General features: G+C 64.3%; 21 protein-coding genes. 9 read left to right on the forward strand and 12 right to left on the reverse strand.

The window, feature by feature from the left end; all coding sequences use genetic code 11:
- Nucleotides 1-21 precede the first annotated feature (21 nt).
- Nucleotides 22-1,017 carry a lysylphosphatidylglycerol synthase domain-containing protein gene (locus ACR652_RS01505; protein WP_434504748.1) on the reverse strand — a complete coding sequence of 332 codons (996 nt, stop codon included), beginning with the start codon at nucleotides 1,015-1,017 and terminating at the stop codon, nucleotides 22-24.
- Between the two features lie 158 nt (nucleotides 1,018-1,175).
- Here ACR652_RS01505 and ACR652_RS01510 point away from each other — a divergent pair, with 158 nt between their 5' ends.
- Nucleotides 1,176-1,751, forward strand: coding sequence for a Yip1 family protein (locus ACR652_RS01510; protein WP_434504749.1), 576 nt, complete (start codon nucleotides 1,176-1,178; stop codon nucleotides 1,749-1,751).
- Between the two features lie 99 nt (nucleotides 1,752-1,850).
- Here ACR652_RS01510 and ACR652_RS01515 read toward each other — a convergent pair whose 3' ends face one another.
- The 7 genes from ACR652_RS01515 to ACR652_RS01545 form a co-directional block, all read right to left on the reverse strand.
- Nucleotides 1,851-3,920 carry an ATP-binding protein gene (locus tag ACR652_RS01515; protein ID WP_434504750.1) on the reverse strand — a complete coding sequence of 690 codons (2,070 nt, stop codon included), beginning with the start codon at nucleotides 3,918-3,920 and terminating at the stop codon, nucleotides 1,851-1,853.
- A 142-nt stretch (nucleotides 3,921-4,062) separates the two neighbouring features.
- The gene (locus tag ACR652_RS01520) at nucleotides 4,063-4,536 is read right to left on the reverse strand and encodes a molybdenum cofactor biosynthesis protein MoaE (RefSeq protein WP_434504751.1); all 474 of its coding nucleotides are present in this window, start codon (nucleotides 4,534-4,536) and stop codon (nucleotides 4,063-4,065) included.
- Nucleotides 4,533-4,784 carry a molybdopterin converting factor subunit 1 gene (gene moaD, locus ACR652_RS01525; protein ID WP_434504752.1) on the reverse strand — a complete coding sequence of 84 codons (252 nt, stop codon included), beginning with the start codon at nucleotides 4,782-4,784 and terminating at the stop codon, nucleotides 4,533-4,535. The genes ACR652_RS01520 and moaD overlap by 4 nt, the downstream gene beginning before the upstream one ends.
- Complete coding sequence (gene pgsA / locus ACR652_RS01530; RefSeq protein WP_434504753.1) at nucleotides 4,781-5,389, reverse strand: CDP-diacylglycerol--glycerol-3-phosphate 3-phosphatidyltransferase; 609 nt, start codon at nucleotides 5,387-5,389, stop codon at nucleotides 4,781-4,783. Before pgsA ends, moaD begins: the two co-directional genes overlap by 4 nt.
- Nucleotides 5,390-5,484: 95 nt before the next feature.
- The gene (locus ACR652_RS01535) at nucleotides 5,485-5,874 is read right to left on the reverse strand and encodes a DoxX family protein (RefSeq protein WP_434504754.1); all 390 of its coding nucleotides are present in this window, start codon (nucleotides 5,872-5,874) and stop codon (nucleotides 5,485-5,487) included.
- Between the two features lie 7 nt (nucleotides 5,875-5,881).
- The gene (locus tag ACR652_RS01540; RefSeq protein WP_434504755.1) at nucleotides 5,882-6,481 is read right to left on the reverse strand and encodes a malonic semialdehyde reductase; all 600 of its coding nucleotides are present in this window, start codon (nucleotides 6,479-6,481) and stop codon (nucleotides 5,882-5,884) included.
- Between the two features lie 73 nt (nucleotides 6,482-6,554).
- The gene (locus ACR652_RS01545) at nucleotides 6,555-7,304 is read right to left on the reverse strand and encodes a tetratricopeptide repeat protein (RefSeq protein WP_434504756.1); all 750 of its coding nucleotides are present in this window, start codon (nucleotides 7,302-7,304) and stop codon (nucleotides 6,555-6,557) included.
- Nucleotides 7,305-7,548: 244 nt separating this feature from the next.
- Between ACR652_RS01545 and ACR652_RS01550 the strand changes: the two genes are divergently transcribed.
- Nucleotides 7,549-7,809, forward strand: coding sequence for an acyl carrier protein (locus ACR652_RS01550; RefSeq protein WP_434504757.1), 261 nt, complete (start codon nucleotides 7,549-7,551; stop codon nucleotides 7,807-7,809).
- Nucleotides 7,810-7,883: 74 nt separating this feature from the next.
- On the opposite strand, the gene ACR652_RS01555 is transcribed toward ACR652_RS01550, so the two are convergent.
- Nucleotides 7,884-8,444, reverse strand: a complete 561-nt coding sequence (locus tag ACR652_RS01555; RefSeq protein WP_434504758.1) for a Uma2 family endonuclease — start codon at nucleotides 8,442-8,444, stop codon at nucleotides 7,884-7,886.
- 117 nt (nucleotides 8,445-8,561) lie between these two features.
- Between ACR652_RS01555 and ilvD the strand changes: the two genes are divergently transcribed.
- Complete coding sequence (ilvD, locus tag ACR652_RS01560) at nucleotides 8,562-10,394, forward strand: dihydroxy-acid dehydratase (protein WP_434504759.1); 1,833 nt, start codon at nucleotides 8,562-8,564, stop codon at nucleotides 10,392-10,394.
- Between the two features lie 125 nt (nucleotides 10,395-10,519).
- Nucleotides 10,520-12,415: a CHASE3 domain-containing protein gene (locus ACR652_RS01565; RefSeq protein ID WP_434504760.1), complete on the forward strand. Its 1,896-nt coding sequence runs from the start codon at nucleotides 10,520-10,522 to the stop codon at nucleotides 12,413-12,415.
- Here the strand turns inward: ACR652_RS01565 and ACR652_RS01570 are convergent, their stop codons facing one another.
- Entirely contained in the window at nucleotides 12,416-13,405 is a 990-nt protein-coding gene (locus ACR652_RS01570; RefSeq protein WP_434504761.1) for an NAD(P)H-dependent glycerol-3-phosphate dehydrogenase, read from the reverse strand. It lies immediately after the preceding gene.
- Between the two features lie 381 nt (nucleotides 13,406-13,786).
- Here ACR652_RS01570 and ACR652_RS01575 point away from each other — a divergent pair, with 381 nt between their 5' ends.
- The 5 genes from ACR652_RS01575 (at nucleotide 13,787) to ACR652_RS01595 (ending at nucleotide 18,633) form a co-directional block, all read left to right on the forward strand.
- Nucleotides 13,787-15,679: a hypothetical protein gene (locus tag ACR652_RS01575; protein WP_434504762.1), complete on the forward strand. Its 1,893-nt coding sequence runs from the start codon at nucleotides 13,787-13,789 to the stop codon at nucleotides 15,677-15,679.
- A 35-nt stretch (nucleotides 15,680-15,714) separates the two neighbouring features.
- Entirely contained in the window at nucleotides 15,715-16,158 is a 444-nt protein-coding gene (locus ACR652_RS01580; protein ID WP_434504763.1) for a type III secretion system chaperone, read from the forward strand.
- Between the two features lie 93 nt (nucleotides 16,159-16,251).
- Entirely contained in the window at nucleotides 16,252-17,598 is a 1,347-nt protein-coding gene (locus ACR652_RS01585) for a hypothetical protein (RefSeq protein ID WP_434504764.1), read from the forward strand.
- A gap of 66 nt (nucleotides 17,599-17,664) precedes the next feature.
- Entirely contained in the window at nucleotides 17,665-18,177 is a 513-nt protein-coding gene (locus ACR652_RS01590; protein ID WP_434504765.1) for a hypothetical protein, read from the forward strand.
- Nucleotides 18,178-18,180: 3 nt separating this feature from the next.
- On the forward strand, nucleotides 18,181-18,633 hold the full coding sequence (locus tag ACR652_RS01595) for a type III secretion system chaperone (protein ID WP_434504766.1): 453 nt from the start codon (nucleotides 18,181-18,183) through the stop codon (nucleotides 18,631-18,633).
- A 54-nt stretch (nucleotides 18,634-18,687) separates the two neighbouring features.
- Here ACR652_RS01595 and ACR652_RS01600 read toward each other — a convergent pair whose 3' ends face one another.
- Complete coding sequence (locus ACR652_RS01600; RefSeq protein WP_434504767.1) at nucleotides 18,688-19,236, reverse strand: phospholipase D-like domain-containing protein; 549 nt, start codon at nucleotides 19,234-19,236, stop codon at nucleotides 18,688-18,690.
- Nucleotides 19,237-19,241: 5 nt separating this feature from the next.
- The gene (gene tsaD / locus ACR652_RS01605; protein ID WP_434504768.1) at nucleotides 19,242-20,303 is read right to left on the reverse strand and encodes a tRNA (adenosine(37)-N6)-threonylcarbamoyltransferase complex transferase subunit TsaD; all 1,062 of its coding nucleotides are present in this window, start codon (nucleotides 20,301-20,303) and stop codon (nucleotides 19,242-19,244) included.
- Nucleotides 20,304-20,330 lie beyond the last annotated feature (27 nt).

A 20,330-nucleotide genomic window follows, 5' to 3' on the forward strand; every position in this document is an offset into this window, starting at 1 on the left:
CGCCATGACCGCGATCGGCGATCACGCGGGCGGCGGTCCTTCTGCTTCGCTGTGAACGACGCCGCGCAGCTTCTCGACGAGCTTTCGGCGCTCGAAGAGCGCGACCACCACGAGCGCCGCCAGCAGCGGGATGATCAGATAGAACAGGCGCCAGACGAGGAGCGCCGCCAGCACCTGAAGCCGCGGCACGTCGGGCATCAGATTGAGGAAGACCAGCTCGAACACGCCGAGTCCTCCCGGCGCGTGCGACACCAGCGCCGCCGAGAAGGACAGCAGGAAGGCTCCGAGAACGACGACGTAGCCGGGATTTCCCTGCTCCGGCAGCGCGAAGTAGATGATGCCCGCCGCGCCGATGAGCTCCAGCGGCGCCGCGAAGAGCTGGCGCACCATGATGTCCGGGCGCGGATAGAGGATCTCGAAGCGGCCGAAGCGGAACGGCCGGAAATGCATCAGCGAGCCCGCGATGTAGAGCCCCACGAAACCCAGACACAGAAGCCCCACCGTGCGCGCCGTGTGCGGATGGGTGAAAACATCCGGCAGGAAGCCGGACAGGCGCTGCATCATCGTCGGGTCGTAGGTGAGCAGGAGCCCGCCCAGCACGACATTGCCGAACGCGAAGGTATAGGAGCAGAGCACCACCAGCGCGGCGACCTGCGTCGCCGTCAGCCCCTTGGTGGAATAGGCGCGATACCGCACCATCGCGCCGGAAAAGACGCTCGCCCCGATATTGTGGGACAGCGCGTAGGTGGTGAAGGAGCACATCGAGATGAACATCCAGGAGATGTGCTTCACCCCCAGATGCAACAGCGCGATGCGGTCGTACCACGCCAGCGCCGCATAGGCGACGAGCGTGGACAGCCCTGCGAAAAAGTAATCCGACGGCGGGATCGCCTTCAGATAGGCCCAGACTTCCGTCCCGACCGATTCCCCCTGAAACTCGTGATAGAGCAGGTAGAAAGAGCCGACCACTGCGGCGAGCCCGACGACGGGCCAGAAGTATTCTGCCAGTTTTCTCATGCAGCCTATCGCGTTAGACGTATCGTCGGGCTTCGACAGCGGGGCCGCTGCTGGCCTGCGCATTCCCTCGCATGTAAGGACGCCGTGGGCAAGCGCCAAGTCCCCTCTGTCGGTCGCGGCGCGGACCCCATGTCACTCCCATGCACCGGAAGGACGCCATGAAGGATTTGAAGGATATGATCTCCAGGGTCAAAGGCCTGATCCTTTCGCCCCAGAAGGAATGGGAGGTCATCGAAACCGAGCGGCTCTCCCCGTCCGACCTCTACCGCCGGTATATCGGGATTCTCGCGGCCATACCGCCTCTGGCGAGCTTTCTGGGCTCCTGGCTGTTCGGCTCGCGGGGGCTGCATCCGACGTTCGCGGCGGGCCTGTTTCGGGCGCTCGTGCAATATGCCCTGAGCCTGCCCGCCCTGTTCCTGGTGGCCTTCGTCATTTCCATGGCCGCGCCCTGGTTCGACGGCAAGAGCGACGACCGCCGGGCGCTCACGCTCGCCGCCTATTCCTACACCCCCGCCTGGCTGGCCGCCGCCTTCGGCCTCGTCCCGGGACTGCGGTTTCTGGATGTGCTGGGGTTTTACGGCGTCTATGTGTTTTCCCTTGGCCTGAACCGCATGATGCGGGTGCCAAAGGACAATCTGGACGTCTTCACGCTGGTGGCGCTGTTCCTCACCGTGTCCATGGGCGCCCTGCACGCCTGGCTCGTGTCGCTCATCGCGCCGGCCCAGTTGATCTAGAGCGCCTGCCGCCGAAGGGGAAAGCGGTTCGGCGCAAGAAAGCGCGATAAGACATAAGGCTGGAGCCCCGGTCTGATTTCAGTCAGACCGGGAAACGCTCTAGCAGGCGCGACCGAAAGACAGGACCTTGCCGACGTCCTCGAGCGACGCCGGCTTGGTCAGATGCAGATCGAAACCCGCCTCCCGTGTCCGCGCGCGCGTGTCCTCGCCGCCCCATCCGGTCAGCGCCACAATGGTCGCGGCCTGGCCATGCGGCGTCGCGCGCAGGCGGCGCGCGGTCTCGAAGCCGTCCATGCCGGGCATGCCAAGGTCGAGAAAGACCAGCTCCGGCCCGAACTCCTCGAACATCTCGACGCCGCGCGCGCCGTCGCCCGCGACGCGCGTGTCGAGGCCCATGGTTTCGAGCAGCATCGACATGCTGACGGCGGCGTCCGCATTGTCGTCGATGACCAGCACGCGGCGCGCCCTTGGCTCCGTCGCGGGCGCGCCTGAAGCCGAGGCGCTTTCGGGGGCGGCCTGCTGCGCCAGAGGCAGGCGCACCACGAAGCGCGACCCCCGCCCCGGCCCCTCGCTCTGCGCCTCGACGTCGCCGCCATGCAGCGCCACGAGATTGCGCACCAGCGCGAGCCCGATGCCCAGCCCGCCCTGCGCCCGGCCCAGCGAGCGGTCGACCTGGGCGAAGAGGTCGAAAACGCGAGGGAGCATGTCTTTGGGAATGCCGACCCCCGTGTCGGAGACGCTCACCGTCGCCCAGTCGCCGGAGCGCAGGGCCGCGATGTCGACCCGGCCGCCGGCCTCGGTGTATTTCACGGCGTTGTTGAGAAGATTGCCGACGACCTGCGCCAGCCGCACGCGATCCCCTTCCACGAACAGGGGCTCCCCGGACTCCGCCACTGTCACCGTCACGCCATTGGCGTCCAGAAGCTGCTGGCTCGCTTCGACGGCCTGCCGCACCACCGCCGTCAGATCGACCCTCTCCAGGCGGAGCGTGATCTTGCCGCTTCGAATGCGTGAGACTTCCATTAGATCGTCGACCAGCCGGACGATGTGATCGACCTGCCGCGCCATGATGTCCCCGATGCGCTGCGCGCCGGGCCCGTAGCCGCCCCTGATCCTCAGGATTTCGAGACCGCTGCGAATGGGCGCCAGCGGGTTGCGCAGTTCATGCGCGAGCGTGGCCAGGAAGACGTCCTTTCGCCTGTCGGCGTCGCGCAACACCTGCTCCATCTTGAGGCGCGCCATCGCCATCGAGACGAGATTGCTCACCGCCTGCATGACCTCGACTTCCTCCGCGGTGAAGGAGGGCCGCGATTTCGCCCCGAACGACAATGTCCCGATCAGCCTGCCCTGCGACGTCAGCGGATGACAGCAATAGGCCTCGATCCCGTAAGACCGGATCAGCGTCGTGCGCTCGTCCTCATGGCATGAAATGTCCCTGACAATGATGCGCTCACGGTCGCGCGCGACGCAGCCGCAGACGGCGACCCCGAAATCGAGCCATTCGATCTCCGCCGCCGCAGCCTCTGAAATGCCCGCGCAAGCGTTGAGCCGCAGCCGCTGCCCGCCCTCCTCCGCGAGGAAATTGAAGAAGACGTCGCACTCCAGAAAGCTCATCACCTCCGAACACAGCTCGTCGACGACGCCCTGCACGTCGCTGGCCTCCAGCAGCCGCGCCGCCGTTTTCGTCAGGAGCTCGTTGCGGCGCACATTCCATTTCAGCGCATGTTCGACCGCCTTGCGCTCGGTGATGTCCTGCGTGATCCCGAAACCGCCGAGCAGAGCGCCATCAGGATCGAATTCCAGAATGGCCTTTTCCCGGACCCACTTCACCTCGCCGCCAGCGAGGATGCGATGCTCGATGTCATAGTTCGCCCCGCGCAGGGCGGCGCTCCAGCGCTCATGCACGAGGTCGCGATCCTCGGGATGCACGGTCTCCAGAAAGGTCTGATAGGTCTGCGGCTCGCCCGGCCGCTTGCCGAAGATGCGGTAATTTTCGTCGGACCAGGTCAGAACATTGCGCCGGGTGTCGAGCCGCCACCAGCCGATCTGCCCGAGTTGCTGCGCGCGGGCGAAATTCTCCGAGAGTTGCGCGCCCTGTTCCGTCCGCAACGGAATCGGCGCCTGAGCGACGCCTCCGGCCGGAGGGCAATAATCGACAATCTTATTCATGCGCTTGCCTGAGAAACTTCGCCGGCAGGAGCACAGGGACATGCGACGTTTTGAGATCGCGAGCCCGAGCTGCGCTTCCCTTTCGCGACTGCGTGCCGGATTCTTCGTATCAGCCGTGGCTATAGGCAAGCGGAGCGGTTGCTTATCTTTCGCGCGTTTCCCAGCGCGCCGCCGCGGCGTCGTCGGCGTCCTTGGCCTCGACCCAGCCGCCCGCCAAGCCGTCGGCGCGGCGCTCCTTCTTCCAGAAGGGCGCGCGGGTCTTCAGATAATCCATGAGAAATTCGGCCGCCGCGAAGGCTTCGCCGCGATGGCGGGCGGCCGCGACGACCAGCACGATGCGCTCGCCGGGGCGGATGAGGCCATGGCGGTGGATCACCGTCAGCCCGACGAGCGGCCAGCGGGAGAGCGCCTCGCGCGCGACCCGGCCGATCTCTTCCTCGGCCATGCCGGGATAATGTTCCAGTTCGAGCGCGTGGAGAGAGCCGTCCTCGTCACGGCAGAGACCCGTGAAGGATACGACCGCCCCCACGTCGCGGCGCCCCTTCGTGAGCAGGGCTTCCTCCGCCGCCGGGTCGAAATCCGACGCCTGCACGCGGATGGTTGGATCGGCGATCATCCGCCGGTCATCGGCGGGAAAAAGGCGATCTCGCGCGCGGCGGCGATGGGCGCGTCCGGCGCGGCGTGGGTCTTGTCGATGGCGGCGCGAACCGTCTTTGGATTGGCGAAGGCGGCGGCGTAGCCGTCCCCGCGCGCGGCGAGCCAATCGACGAGCTGGCGCACGGTCTCGATCTCGCGCGGCGGATCAATCTCCTCCTCGGAGACGCCGACCCGCTCGCGAACCCAGGCGAAATAGACCGCCTTCATGACCTCTGATCTTCCCCGAAGTGCCGGAACGCCGCCTGCAAGTAGTCGGCGCCGGTGTAGAGCGTGAGCACCGCCGCGACCCAGAGCATCGCCGAGCCGATCTTCACCGCGCCGGGCATCACGGCCTCGCCCGCCGGGCCGGCGATGAAAAAGCCGAGCGCGACGAGCTGAAACGCCGTCTTCCATTTCGCGATGGTCGAGACGGGCAGTCGCACCTTCAGCTCGGCCAGATATTCGCGCAATCCGGAGACGAGGATTTCCCGGCACAGGATGATGATGGCGGCCCAGAGCGTCCAGCCGGCGAGCGTCTGGTTCGCGACGACCGCGAGAATCGTCGCGGCGACGAGCAGCTTGTCCGCGATCGGATCGAGCATGCGTCCGATCGGCGACTGCTGCTGCCAGGCGCGCGCCAGATAGCCGTCGAGAAAATCCGTGACCGCCGCCGCCGTATAGACGCCGAGCGCCGTCCAGCGCGCCCAGTCTTCGTTGGACTCGATCAGCAGGCCAGCCACGACCGGCACGGCCACGCACCGCCCATAGGTGAGAATATTGGGCAGCGTCATGGCGTGGGAGCGACGCTTGGTCGTGACGGCGGTCTCGGTCATGCAAGCAAGGGAATAGGTCGCGCGCCCTTATTGTCAATAGACAGGTCGTGGCCGAGCTTCGCGACAGAGTAGAGGGTGCGACGCAACATGAGGCCTTACCTTCTCTCGATCGCGAACCGGCCGGGTCCGGCGACGGAAAAAAACAGAAACACGAAGCAGTAGAGCGCGGCGAGTTCGCCCTTGTTGAGAAGCGGCCAGACGTTCTGGAAAGCGTGGAAACCGAAGTAGGCGACGGCCATCTCGCCCGACAGCAGGAAGGCGACTGGCCGCGTGAACAGGCCAACGAGCAGCAGAAGCCCGCCCACAAGCTCGATCACGCCGCCGACGCCGAGAAGCGACAGCAGTTTCATGTTGTTGAACATATCGACATGCGGGACGCCGAAGAGCTTCGCGGTTCCGTGCTGCAAAAAAAGCAGGGCCGTCACAATACGAAGCGCGCCCTGAACATGTGGAAGGTAGCGCTCGGGAATGATTCGCAGCGTCATGAAAGCCTCACAGGATCTTCGCCATGTCCTCGAAGGCCAGCCGCGGCCCGCGGGAATAGAGCTGGACCGGGTCGCCATAGCCGATGTTGATAAGAAAATTGGACCTGATGCGCGAGCCCCTGAAAAACTCCGCGTCCACCTTCGCTTTGTCGAAGCCGCTCATCGGCCCGGCGTCCAGACCCACGGCTCGCAGGGCGAGAATGAAATAGGCCCCCTGCAACGTGCCGTTGCGAAAGGCCGTCTCCTCGATCAGCGCGTCGTTGCCGACGAACCAGGAGCGCGCGTCCGTCGCCGGATAGAGCTGCGGCAGCAGGTCCGGGAAATCGAGGTCGTAGCCGATGATGGCGGTCGCGGGCGCGGCCATGGTCTTCTTGAGATTGCCCGCCGACAGCGCCGGCGCGAGCCGCGCCTTGGCTTCGGGCGAGCGCACGAACAGAATGCGCATGGGCGAGCAATTGGCGCTGGTCGGCCCCCATTTGGCGTAATCGACCGCCCGTTCGAGCAGCGCGTCCGGGACCTCCCGGTCCTGCCACCCATTGTGCGTGCGCGCGGCGGTGAAAAGCTGCGCCATCGCCTCCGCCGGAAGCTGCTTCACGTCGTCGGTCACTGGTTTCCCTTTCGGCGTTTCCAAAAGAAGCGGCGCTCCCCCTTGGGATGACGATCAGCGTTCAAAACCGACCCTAGATCGGCTGGCCTTCCAGCTCCAGACGCAGGCGCTCGACATTGCCCGCGAGCGCGCCGTCGCGGGGATAGATGTCGAGCGCCTTGCGCCAGGCGTCGAGGGCGCGCTTCTTATCCCCCGCCTTTTCGGCGAGGGTCCCCAGCGCCTCCAGCGCGTCGAAGCGTTTCGGCTCCATCCGCGCCGCCGTCTCCAGGTCCGCCAGCGCGCCCGCGACGTCGCCCTCTGAAGCCTCGACGCGCGCGCGGCGCACGAAGCCTTCGGGCCATTGGGGAGATAGGGCGACAATGTAGTCCAGCAACGCTTTGGCGAGCGTCGGCGCGCCCGCCGTCTCGGCGGCCCGCGCGCGCTCCGCCAGCAGATCGATCGTGTCGGAGCCCGATTGCGACCAGCGGCGCAGGATGGCGCTCGCGGCGCCCTGCGCCTCGCGCTCATCCTCGGCGCCCGCGAGGCGTTCGAAAAGGCGGGCCATGTCGCGGGCCTCCCGCTCCTCCGGGCCAAGGGGCGGGTCGGGCGGAGGCTTGGCGGCCTTGGGGCCAAGGCGCGGCGGGACGAAATGCTCGTCCGGATCGTCGGGCTGAAGGCTCCGCCCGCCCGGCGGCAGCGGGATCCTGCCGATGCCGGGGATGAACAGGAAATGGCCGCCGTCCGGGTCGTCCTGCAATCCGGGCGCCTCGCCCTCCTGCGCCGCCGCGCCGGCCGGCGCCAGTCCGAGCAGGGCCACCAGCGCGAGGGAGGCGATTGATTTCATGTGTCGAGCCCAATGCAACGCGCGCGAGGCTGGCAATATTGCGTCCGCGGCGTCAACGTTCCGTTAACCGTAGCATACACGAAAAAGGTGAAATCGCCCCGCCAATTCATTTTCGGTTCAGCCGGGGCGCCCCATTTTCTTTTCATGATATTCACGATTGGCCCACACAATCGCGACCATCACTTCGAGCGTAAGCCCCGGTCCGCGCATCAACTGCCCGCGCGCGCCTTTGGAGTTGAAACCGATGATTGAGACCATCCGCCGTCTGTTGCAAGAAAACGGCCGCCTGCACACCCCGATCGAGACATTAACCGACAGCGCCGATCTCTATGAGGCCGGCCTCACCCCCTTCGCCGCCATCCGCACCATGCTCGCCATAGAGGAAGCCTTCGACGTCGAATTCCCCGTTCAGATGCTCCGCCGCCAGAGCTTCGTCTCCGTCGACTCGATCTCCGCCTGCCTGAATGAAATCCTCCCCGAGGCCGCCGCCCGCAAGGCTGCCTGATCGCCCGGCCCCCGCGGCCGCCCCGCAAAGCCCGAAATCGCGGCGTGGTCCCGCCGCATTTCGGGCTTGTGTTTTCAGGACGCGTAAATCTCGGAAAGAGCCAGCGTCAGGCCGGGCGGATCGAAGGTCACGGAGCCATCCTTCAGGATGAGGCTCACGATGACGCCATCCTCCCGGCGCTCGTGATGCACCACAACGCGCTCGTCGGGATCGACGGCGAGGTAATGCCGTATGCTCGGCAGCGCGAAATAGCCGATGAATTTGTGCGTATTGTCGTAGCGGCCGGTAGAGGGCGAGATCACCTCAACGACGACGACGGGATGATCGACCAGAAGCGCGTCCGGCGGCAATTCGGGCCCGCAGTAGACGAGCGCGTCGGGCTCGAACACGGTGCGCGCATCGACCCGGACGGCCATCCCGTCCGGGAGCACATGGCAGGGCAAGCCGCCCGCCCGAACGGCTTTCGTCAAGGCGATGGCGACAGCCAGTTTCAGCTTCGCATGCGCCGCCCGCTCTGCGGCCTGCGCGTAGACCACGCCGTCGACAAGTTCGTAGCGTCCCCTCTGGGCTTCGCACCAGACGAGATATTCCTCGACGGTCATGCGGTCTTTCGGGCGCACGGTCATGTCCGGCATTATATCCCCTCCCCGGCCCCCGGCCAATGACGCCCGGCGCCCGCAATGGAGGTTGCGGGGGCGCGCGGGCTGGGCTATCGCCAAAGGCAAAATTCCTCGCAGCGGAAAGTTTTCGCCATGCCTCCCTATCGCTCTCGCACAACCACCCACGGCCGCAACATGGCGGGCGCGCGCGGCCTCTGGCGCGCCACGGGCATGAAGGACGAGGACTTCGGCAAGCCGATCATCGCCGTCGTCAACAGCTTCACCCAGTTCGTGCCCGGCCACGTGCACCTCAAGGATCTCGGCCAGCTCGTGGCCCGCGAGATCGAGAAGGCGGGCGGGATCGCCAAGGAATTCAACACCATCGCGGTCGACGACGGCATCGCCATGGGCCATGATGGGATGCTCTATTCCCTGCCCTCGCGGGAGATCATCGCGGATAGCGTGGAATATATGGTCAACGCCCATTGCGCCGACGCGATGGTCTGCATCTCCAATTGCGACAAGATCACCCCCGGCATGCTGATGGCGGCGCTGCGGCTCAACATCCCGGCCGTCTTCGTCTCGGGCGGGCCGATGGAGGCCGGCAAGGTCGTGCTCGCGGGCAAGGAGCATGCGCTCGACCTCGTGGACGCCATCATCGCCGGCGCCGACGAGAAGGTTGCCGACAGCGACGTTCAGGCCATCGAGCGCTCGGCCTGCCCGACCTGCGGCTCCTGCTCGGGCATGTTCACGGCCAACAGCATGAACTGCCTCACCGAGGCGCTCGGCCTGTCCCTGCCGGGCAACGGCACGATCGTCGCCACCCACGCCGATCGCCGCCGTCTCTTCGTCGAGGCCGGGCATCTGATCGTCGATCTCGCCCGCCGCTATTACGAGCAGGACGACGCCAGCGTGCTGCCGCGCTCGATCGCGACGTTCGAGGCGTTCGAAAACGCCATTGCGCTCGACATCGCCATGGGCGGGTCGACCAACACCGTGCTGCACCTCCTCGCCGCCGCTCACGAGGCTGAGGTGAACTTCACCATGGCCGACATCGACCGCATGTCGCGGCGGGTGCCGGTGCTCTGCAAGGTCGCGCCCTCCGTGCCGGACGTGCACATGGAGGACGTGCATCGCGCCGGCGGCGTCATCTCCATTCTCGGCGAGTTGCATCGCGCCGGCCTGCTGCATGGCGACCGGCTCACGGTCCACAGCGCCACGCTCGCCGACGCCATCGACCGCTGGGACGTCGGCGTGACCGCCAGCGAGACGGCCAAGACCTTCTTCCGCGCCTCGCCTGGCGGCGTTCCGACGCAGGAGGCCTTCAGCCAGAACCGCCGCTACGACACGCTCGACGCCGACCGGGCCAAAGGCGCCATCCGCGACGCCGCCCACGCCTTCTCGAAGGACGGCGGCCTCGCCGTGCTCTTCGGCAATCTCGCGCAGGACGGCTGCATCGTGAAGACGGCGGGCGTCGACGAGACGAACCTGACCTTCTCCGGCCCCGCACGCGTGTTCGAGAGTCAGGACGCGGCCGTCTCCGGCATTCTGACCGGCGCGGTGAAGGAAGGCGACGTGGTGGTGATCCGCTACGAGGGGCCGCGCGGCGGCCCCGGCATGCAGGAAATGCTCTACCCGACCAGCTATCTGAAATCGAAGGGGCTGGGAAAGGCCTGCGCGCTGATCACCGACGGGCGCTTCTCGGGCGGAACCTCGGGCCTCTCCATCGGCCATGTGTCGCCGGAGGCCGCCGAGGGCGGGACGATCGCGCTGGTGCAGGACGGCGATCCGATCGAGATCGACATTCCCAACCGCAAGATCACCCTGGCCGTGAGCGAGACCGAACTTTCCGCGCGCCGGGCGGTTCTGGAGGCGAAGGGATTCCAGCCCGCGAGCCCGCGCCAGCGCAAGGTCTCCGCGGCGCTGCGCGCCTACGCGGCCATGACGACGAGCGCCGCGCGCGGCGCCGTGCGGGAGGTTCCCTGACCTTTCGGCGTCAGCCGTCCGGCAGGCGGACGCCCGCAAGGGGCGCCCGCTTTCGCCGGCCCGGCGACGCTGGCTTTCCGGGCGCTTACGCTTAATATCGCCCGATCGGCTCCCTGGGATCGCGCATGACTGCGCCGCGTCAATTTCTGTCGTTCGAGACGGTCAGCCTGATCGTCGCCTTCGCGATTCTTGCAACGGCGGGCGTCGTGACCGCGCGCACGGAAAATTACCGGCGCGAAGTGGGCGCCATGCTGCGCCACACCCTCGAAGTCGAAAAGACGCTTTATCGCCTCGACGGCGCGATCCGCCGGGAGGAAAGCGAGGAGCGCGGCTATCTCATCACGCACGACGCCGGCTATCTCAGCCGAACGAACTGGCCCTCGGCTGTCGATGACAGCGTCGCGGAACTCGAAAAACTCGTCTCCGACAATTCCGACCAGTTGGCGCGGCTCCAGAAATTGCGGCCTTTGCTGAAGGACCGTCTGGATCTGCTGAACGAGAAGCTCGCGCTGATGAAGGCGGAGCGTTTCGACGAAGCCGGGAACCTCGTGCGAAGCGGGCGCGGCAAGGTCCTGATGGATCAGATCGAAAGCCTGATCGCCGAAATGATCGGCGGCGAGGAGGAGCTTTACCGGATCCGCGACGACCGCATGTCGCAGGCGTCCGACGCCCTGCAGATGGCCGTCGCCGTCATGATCGTGCTGCTGGGCGGCGTGGCGATCTTCTCTGTTCTGATGGCGCACCGGCAGTTCAACGCGCTGCGCAAGTCGAGCGACTCCCTGCGCCTCGCCTATAATGAGCTGATCGAGGAGTCGACCAAGCGCAGCGCCGTGGAGGCGCAGCTCCGGCAATCGCAAAAGCTCGAGGCGCTCGGCCAGCTCGCCGGCGGCATCGCGCATGACTTCAACAACATGCTCGGCGTGATCGTCGCGAGCCTCAACATCATGCGACGCAAGCTGGCCCGCCGCGAGGACGGCGTCGATCAGCTCATCTCCTCGGCGATGGACGGCGCCGATCGCGCCGCCGGTCTGGTGCGTCGCCTGCTCGCCTTTTCCCGCATCCAGCCGCTCAACCCGACCCCGCTCGACGCCAATGAGCTCGTCAACGGCATGTCGGCGATCCTGCACCGGACGCTGGGCGCGCGCATCGAGCTCGCCACCGTCCTGGCCAGGGATCTCTGGCCGGTGAAGGTTGATCCCAACGAACTGGAAAGCGCGATCGTCAATCTGGCGGTCAACGCCCGCGACGCCATGCCCGAAGGCGGGCGCCTGACCATCGAAACCGGCAACGCCGAACTCGACGAGGCTTATGCGGACGACAATCCCGACGCGCGTCCGGGGGAATATGTCGTCATCTGCGTCTCGGACACGGGCCACGGCATGTCGCCCGAGGTGCTGAGCAAGGCCTTCGATCCCTTCTTCACGACCAAGCCCATCGGCAAGGGCACCGGGCTCGGCCTGTCACAGGTCCATGGCTTCGTGCGGCAATCGGGCGGCCACATCAAAATCTATTCCGAGCTCGGCCATGGCGCCTCTGTGAAGCTCTATCTTCCACGCTACGTCGAAGAGGGCGAAGAGGTCCCGCCGCCGCCGCCTGCGCCCAGGCAGGACGATTTCCCGCATGGCAAGCCGGAGGAGGTCATTCTCCTCGTCGAGGACGATGACACCGCGCGGCGCGTCACCGCGCAGGGCGTGCGCGAACTCGGCTACACGGTGATCGAGGCGGCGAGCGGGCGAGAGGCGATCCGGATCATTCGCGATCGCGCCGATATCGCGCTGATGATCACCGACGTGATCATGCCGGAGATGGACGGCGCGAGGCTGGCGCGCGAGGCAGTGTTTCGCCGGCATGCGCTGCATGTCCTGTTCATCACCGGCTACTCGAAGCACGCGATCGTGCGCAACGGCATTCTCGACCCGGACGTCAATCTGCTGACCAAGCCCTTCACGCTCGTGCAGCTCGCCAGGAAAATCCGCGAAGCGCTGGACGCCCGCGCCGATCTCTACGCCGGCAAGAGCTGATCAGCCTTCCGCTTTCAGCGGCCGCATCAGCAGCGCCTCGATGGCGGCGTCGACGCTCAGGCGCGAGGCGAGAATGGCGTCGACCGCTTCGGCGATCGGCATCTCCACGCCAGCGGCTTTCGCCATTTCGACGAGCACACGCGCCGTGAAGGCGCCCTCGGTCAGCTTGCCGCCGGACGCATCCTTCACCGAAACCCCCTGCCCCAGCGCCTGGCCGAAGGCGAAATTGCGCGACTGCGCCGAGCCGCAGGTGAGGACGAGATCGCCGAGGCCGGACAGGCCCATCAGCGTCTCGCTTCGCGCGCCCAGCGCGCGGCCGAGACGCATCAGCTCCGCGAAGCTGCGAGCGATCAGCGCCGCCTGCGCGCTTGCGCCGAGCCGGCGGCCCGCCGCCATGCCCGCAGCGATGGCGAAGACGTTCTTGGCGGCCCCGCCGATCTCGACGCCGAGAAGATCGGTCGAGCGATACAGGCGGAAGCTCTTGGTCGACAGCGCCTCGCAGAGCCGCTGCGCCAGCGGTTCGTCTTCGGCCGCGAGAGTCACGGCGGTCGGCAGGCCGCGGCAGACGTCGGCGGCGAAGCTCGGTCCGGACAGAACGGCCGGACGCGCCTGCGGCAGTTCCTCGGCTACGACCTCGCTCATGAAGCGCCGCCGGTCCCGCTCGATGCCCTTGGCGCAGATCACGAAGGCCGCGCCCGCCGGGAGATGCGCCCGCGCCGCGCGCGCGACGTCGCGCATCGCCTGCGCCGGGACGACAGCCAGCACGATCGTCGCGCCCTCGATACAGGCGAGATCGCTCACCGGGACAACGGCCTGAGCGAGTGGCAGGCCCGGCAGATGGCGGCGGTTCTCCCGATCCTTCGCGAGCGCGGCCGCATGCGCCGGATCATGCGCCCACAATGGCACGCGCTCACGTCCCTGCGCGGCCACATCGGCGAGCGCGACGCCCCAGGCGCCCGCGCCGAGAACTGCAATGCTGTCGCGCGTCATGAGCTGTGGTTCCGCGATGTGTGCGGGCGCGAACGCCGCGCCGCCTCGCGGCGGCTTATAGCGGCTTCGCGCCCTTCACTCAAAACTGCAAGCAGGACGGCTCCCCCCACAGCAGTTTCGCGCGTGGATAGCTGGAGCGTGTCATTACCATTTGTTAACGTCTTTCTCCAGCGCTCTGCCATCCTGCGATCGGAACACGCCATGTCCTGGAGCAATTTTCCCCCGCCTTCGCCCTCTCCGTCGACTTCGCCCTCTCCGTCGCCTACGCCCTCCCCGTCGCCCACCGTCGGAAACACGAACAACAACGCGACCAACAACACGCAGACCAACACGCTCGGCGATCGCCCCGTTCGGAGATCGGTCTCCGGAAATTTGAGGCGCGTGGAGACGACGTACAACAAGATGAACAGGCGGAAATCCCAGGGGCAAAAAAAGCAACTTTTATCGAGCATAAAAGAGTCGCCGGACGGGGGCGGAGGGAGCCATCTGGAGACGGACGCCGAATCCACGCTGACGCCCTTCAAGGCGACAGGGAACCCGTCGCCGTCGCCGTCGCCGTCGCCGTCGCCGTCATCCTCCACGACGCCGTCTCCCTCCCCGTCGCAGATCCCGGCGCCCACAAATTTCTCAGCGAACGATCTCTGGGGGGACGAGCTTAATTTCACCGCCAACAATTTCTCGGCGAACAACGCCAACGGCGATTTGAACCGTCGATTCACCGCCAATAATCTCAACCCTGACAGGGATATCATCGAACCCAGTGACAGCGACGAAGATCGCAAGGGCGGGAGCGAGCCCCCGCTCCACGAAAGCGGCTGGTCCCGGCAACTCGAACCGTCCACGCAAAGCCAGACCTCTCGCCGCGCGAATAATGCCCAATCATCAGAGGGAAGCTTTTTTGAAAACCCCTTCGGAGAAACGAGCTTCGATCGAAGCGCGGGCACGGTTTCCGATGTTTTCACCCGTTCGGTTTCGCTGCCGGTCACTGGAAAGGGAGTGTCCAGGCAACTATCCGAAAAAATGCAGGAGAAATTGACGACGAAGGCCGACAAGCTGTTCACCGCCATCATCGACAATCATCGAGATAAAAAGGTAAAAAAATTCGCCGCCCTCCAAAAACTCATCAAATCAGAGTCAGAGGACGCTGCGCGCCAGATTCTTGCAACGCATATTCGGCAAATACCCTTGTACGGGCGCCAAAAGATTTGCTGTCAGAACTTCACGGAGCTCGCGGGCAAGGCGGATGCGAAGAAAAGCGGAGCGGAGAAGGAAAAGGTCTCGTTGAGAACGTCGCTGCGGAAGAGCATAGGAAGAAAATCAAGCAGCAAGTTCATCACGATCGAGACGCCAATCGCGCGACAAACCGCGACTCCGATGCTGCCCGACATCTCCACGCCGGCGGTGCGCGCGCTGAAGACGGCCGCAGCCGAGGTGCGTCTGGAGGATATACGGAATGTCTTGGGGAAAGATTTCGACGTGGATAACGAGGGCTACGTCGCATCCAGTTTCACGAACCAGGCCCTGCCTGCGCGCAATTTTGAGAATCTGACCCTCGGCAAGGGGCACGACTCCTACACGGCGGCCGCCTATATCGAGGCGCATGCCCAGAAATATCTGCGTACCAACGTCGGGACTGTCGCGAACGCAAGAATAACCGCCAAGGCTGAGGCCGACTGGCCGCGCATGAACTTTATCTTCTCGGGAGATCGCGTCTACTCGACTTATGAAAAAGACATCGGGGAGAGCATCGCGGCTGTTCGCGAGTTTGCCGGATCCGACGAGGCCGTTACGGTCCTCTCTTGCGTGCTGCATCAGGTCCAGCTTGCGCAGCTCATATGGGAGGAACGCAAGGGCGATCAGTCATTAAACTTCTCTCCCGCGGCATCCTACCGTACTCCCATGGTAGCGACCAGGGACGGAGTCCATACACATGACGGCGCAATGCAGATCGCGTCTGCCAAAATCACCGTCTCCAAAGTCGGCGAGGACTTCATCGCTGACATCGATTACACGATTTTCCCCTGGAAAGCCACGCTTTATCCTGACGGAGCCGAGATCATCGTAGGGAAGATGGACGATTACGGGGGCGTCGCTAATAATAACAATAATGCGAACAATAACGCCGGCAATGCAGGCGTTATCCAGTGCCTGGAGATCGCATTGACTGGCAGGCTCGTCATATCGGGGACGGCGGCTCATCGCGGTGAGATTTCAATAAGCCCGCAGTCCACGTTCACGAAAACTTACTCCGGCTCGTTCGCAATGCCTCAGTAAAGTCGCCCCATGTTCCAAACTCGATGGAGATATCCATGTTCAACGCAGCTCAGGCTCTGGAACATCTCGGCGCGCAAACCGGACTCGGCAAACTCGCATTCGATGACGAGGGCGTCTGCGGACTTATTGTCGGCGAGGACATGGAACTCTTCTTTCACGGCGATCCGGACGAGGACTTTCTCCAGTTCACCGGCGTCGTCGGCGATCTTCGCGACGACGTTCTCGCCCGGCGGTTGCTGGAGCTGAACGCGGCCGATCACAATGGACCGGCGGCCTTCGCCGCCGATCCCCTCACCGGCGAAATCCTTCTCACACGCCATCTCTCGCTTGCCGAACTGTCGCCGGAAGCGTTGCTCGCCGTGGTCGAGGATTTCGTCGACAGGCTCGGGTTCTGGATCGAATATCTGCCGCGCATGGACATCCGCGACGACGACTCGCCGGACGAACACGCGCCCGACGCCGTGGTGCTGCGCGGCTGACGCCCCGCGGCAAACGGATATGCGCAGCCAAATCTGAGCTTGTCTTTGAGTCTTGCACGCCATTCGAAACGCGTGCGATGCAGGAGGATCGTCATGTCAAACATCAGCGGTTCTGGCCCCAACAGCCCACGGTCTCCCATAGCCTCGGATCAGGACGCCAGGACGGACGATGGCGCGCCGCAAGGCGGCGGCACGGGCACGCTCGGCCAGAATACGGTGCGCGTAGCGAACAACGTCGCGCCCTCCCCTTCACCTTCCCCTTCCCCCTCTCCCTCCGTTCACGGGAATCGGTCAAGGGCGCACCGCTCGAAGTCTGACGGCGTCCAATACAAAGGGATCAAATCGCCCAGGGGCAAGGTCAAGATGTCGCACCGCGCGTCCCCTGAAAGCAATGTTGGAAAATCCCCCTCTCCCTCTCCCTCCCCGAGCACCGGCTATGGCGGCGGCATCCTTGGCGGCTCACACCAGTTCGGCGAGATTTTCGACAATGATTACATCAACGCTGATATCAAAAACAGCAACAATTACAGCCGCAACGACGTTCACAATAACGCAGATACCGGTGTTTACAATAATGCCGAAACCTATAGCAACAACAACTCCGGTATTCACAATAATGTAAATGCCTACGATAATCACAGTCGTTCCAGCGCCGGCATCCGAAGCTCTGAACGTGTGAAAGTAAGAGCAAGAGAGCAAACGGACGATATAAAAGACCTCCAAAAATCGGCGGGCAAGCTCTGTAGTGAATTTTCAACGAAAGAGGAGCTGACTGATATTCACGCCAAATTTGAAAAAGGTAAAGAAAACAAAAACCTGCCGTTCGATATTTTTTTGGAGCACAAGAAAATCGTAAAGGAAGTGAATCCTCACATCGAGGAGAAAAAGGATTATGTGTTTAAACAAGCGGTAAAGAAACAATCTTCACTTCGTGTGTCGCTTGAGACGAAGCAGCTTAAGAGCATGCAAACGAATACGATGAAGAAGATTGAAGAAAAAGCGAAGGCGCCTGATCAAGCGATTCACGAGAAGAACATCAGAAAATTTTTGGAGATTGCAGATCGACTCTCCAACTTGCCCGATGCGAAGTCGTGTCTCGCGACGGCAATTCGCAGCATAGAGAATCGCGCGTACAGGGAGAAATTCTGCATGATGAATTTTGAAAATTATTTTCTCGAGCACCTGACGCCGCCCCAGAAGCATGGTTTCACCTTTCGCGACCAAAAGCCGATAGACCGTGAACAAGTAACGCGTGTCGCGAGCCAGCTTGGGGATGCGGCCTTCGACGTGCGACTTGGCGATCTTCGATCAGCTCTGAAGGATCGGCTCACGATAGATGACAGTGGAGCCGCAACCGGATCCCGTACCCAGTTTCTCAAGCGAGAAAAGGGAGACCTTCAACCCGTGCTTGATACGCTCTTGTTGCAAGTGAAGGACTAGACACCGGAAAACGAAAAGATCGTTCTAAGGGATCCGAAGAGCAACTTCTCCCTGGATTGCTCCAAAATGACACAGGCTGAAATTCAAGCGGCCCTGGAGAAATTTGCCGGGGAGGAAGAGTCACAGGTCCTGTCCAAACTCCTGTCGAGCGGAATTGCGCTGCACATGGCGGAATTCTGGTACGAGGAAGACTCGTTCTGCGCTTTCACGCGCAGCGCCAAGGAGGGCGTTGCCTCATCCGGAACTGATCAAAGCGGCTTTACGAGCATCGAGAAAGACGGAGAGGACTTTGTCATCGGACTTTCATACAAGCATGAGTTCGACAGAATTCAGATTGAGGAGCGTCGAGCGCCGGAGAATTTCATCCACGTCGGCCCGAGAGGCAATGACGAGGCTGGAGAAGCCAGTCATCACCTCGCGGCTTCCGTAAACGCGACAATTTACATTTCAGGCAAGGAAGCCAAGCGCGGATGGCTCGAACCTGATTCAGAGCGATCGAATTTGGTTGTGGATTACTTCGGGACATTCGCAATGCCGAAAGGACCCATCCCGGACGTCGCCGAGAAGACCGGAGGCTAACCCATGCGTAACGCAACCGAAGCGCTCGAGAGCCTCGGCGACCAGATCGGTCTCGGAAAGCTTGCGTTCGATCAGGAGGGCGTCTGCGCGCTCATCATCGGCGAAGATGTGGAAATCTTCCTTCATGAGGACCCCGACGACGAGGTCCTTCGCCTCTCGGGCGTGCTCGGCGACCTTGACGAGGACCGCCCCGCCCTCCCCCTGCGGCTATTGGAGCTGAACGCAGGCGACGGCGCGAATGGCGCCGCAGCCTTCGCGGTCGATTCCGAGACGGACGAGATTCTGCTGGTCCGCGCGTTGTCGCTTCCCGAAATGACGCCGGACAAGCTCCTGTCCGCCGTCGAGGAGTTCGTGAGTCGTGTTCAGTACTGGATCGAAACCCTGCCGCGGTTGGCTCTCGATGACGAGGCCGAGCCGCAAGACGTCTCTCAGGACGACATGATCATCCGTGGCTGAGGGCTTTTCACGGAGGCTCATGCGACTCCGCGAGCGCCACTGGCGGGAAGCGCCCTACCGATACCCCAGGCGCTGATTGTCCGGCCGCGCCCAGAGCCGCTCGAAGGCGTCACGAAAGCGCGCGGCCGCCTCCGGGCTTTCGATCACGATCAGATCATTGTCCTGATAGGTTTCGCCGGAGACGGAAAAATTGGCCGAGCCCGTGCGCAGCGTGCGCCCGTCGACCTGATAACTCTTCAGATGCATGAGATCGCGGTTGCGCGCCTTGCGCCGCACTTCGAGATTGGGCGCGTCGGCGATGTCGAGAACCCCGGCGTTGCGCCTCGTCTCCTCGCCGTCCAGATAGACCCGCACCTTCACGCCGCGCATGGCGGCGCGGCCCAGCGCCGAGACCAGCGCTCGGTCGGTGAGCACATAGGCGGCCATGTCGATCGACGCGCGCGCGCCGTTGATGAGGCGCGCGTCGACCGTCTCGAAACCGTCGCCGGGCCCGTAGAAGATTTGCAGGCCGGCGATCAGCGGCTCCTGCGAGAGCGGGCCGGCGGCCTGAGGCTCGGGGGCGATGAGCAGCGCCGCGAGGGCGACGGGAAGACCGCGCCGCAAGCGCGTCACGCCTTGCCGTGATGCGTCTCGCTGGCGACGGCGTCGAGCGGCCAGCGCGCGCGCGGCGCGAAGCCGAGCTCGCTCGTGAAACCGCATTTCAGGCGCTCGAGTCCGGCCCAGGCGATGATCGCGCCATTGTCCGAGCACAGGCTGGCCGGCGGCGACACGAAGCGCAGGCCGCTTTCGGCGCACAGCCGCGTCAGCGCGCGGCGGATGGCGCCATTGGCGCCGACGCCCCCGCCGATCACCAGCCCGCTCGGCCGGCCCTCGCTCTCGGAGAACAGGCGGACGCCGCCGCGCACGCGATCGACGATGACGTCCACGATCGCCGCCTGGAAGGAGGCCGCGAGGTCCTTCCTGTCCTGATCCGTGGTCGTTCCGATCTTGATGATCTGCTGCCGCACGGCCGTCTTGAGGCCGGAGAGCGAGAAATCCGCGCCGCCGCGCCCGAGCATGGGACGCGGGAAATCGAAGCGATGCGGATCGCCCTCCTGCGCCAGCGCCTCGATCTGCGGACCGCCGGGATAGGGCAGACCCATCATCTTCGCGACCTTGTCGAAAGCTTCGCCCGCCGCGTCGTCCACGGTCGAGCCGAGGCGACGGTAATCGCCGACGCCGCGCACGGCGACGAGCTGCGTATGGCCGCCGGAAATCAGCAGGGCCAGATAGGGAAAATCGAGAGGGTCGGTGAGCCGCGCGGTGAGCGCGTGGGCTTCGAGGTGATTGACCGCGATAAACGGCTTCCCACTCGCGAGCGCCAGTCCCTTGGCCGCCGTCAGACCCACCAGCACGCCGCCGATCAGCCCCGGCCCCGCCGCCGCGGCGATGGCGTCAATGTCCTCCAGACCGACCTTCGCGTTGGAGAGGGCGCGGACGATCAGCCGGTCGAGCACGTCGATATGGGCGCGCGCCGCGATTTCGGGCACGACGCCGCCATAGGCGGCATGCTGGGCGATCTGACTCAGAATCTCGTTTGAGAGGATTTCGCCGCCGTCCCCGCCGAGCCGGTCCGACACCACGGCGGCCGAGGTCTCGTCGCAGGTGGTCTCGATGCCCAAAACGCGCATTCAAACTCCTCAGGCGCAAAAGGCGCC

The organism is Methylocystis sp. (genome assembly GCF_051061225.1).
In the GTDB taxonomy this organism is placed as follows: domain Bacteria; phylum Pseudomonadota; class Alphaproteobacteria; order Rhizobiales; family Beijerinckiaceae; genus Methylocystis.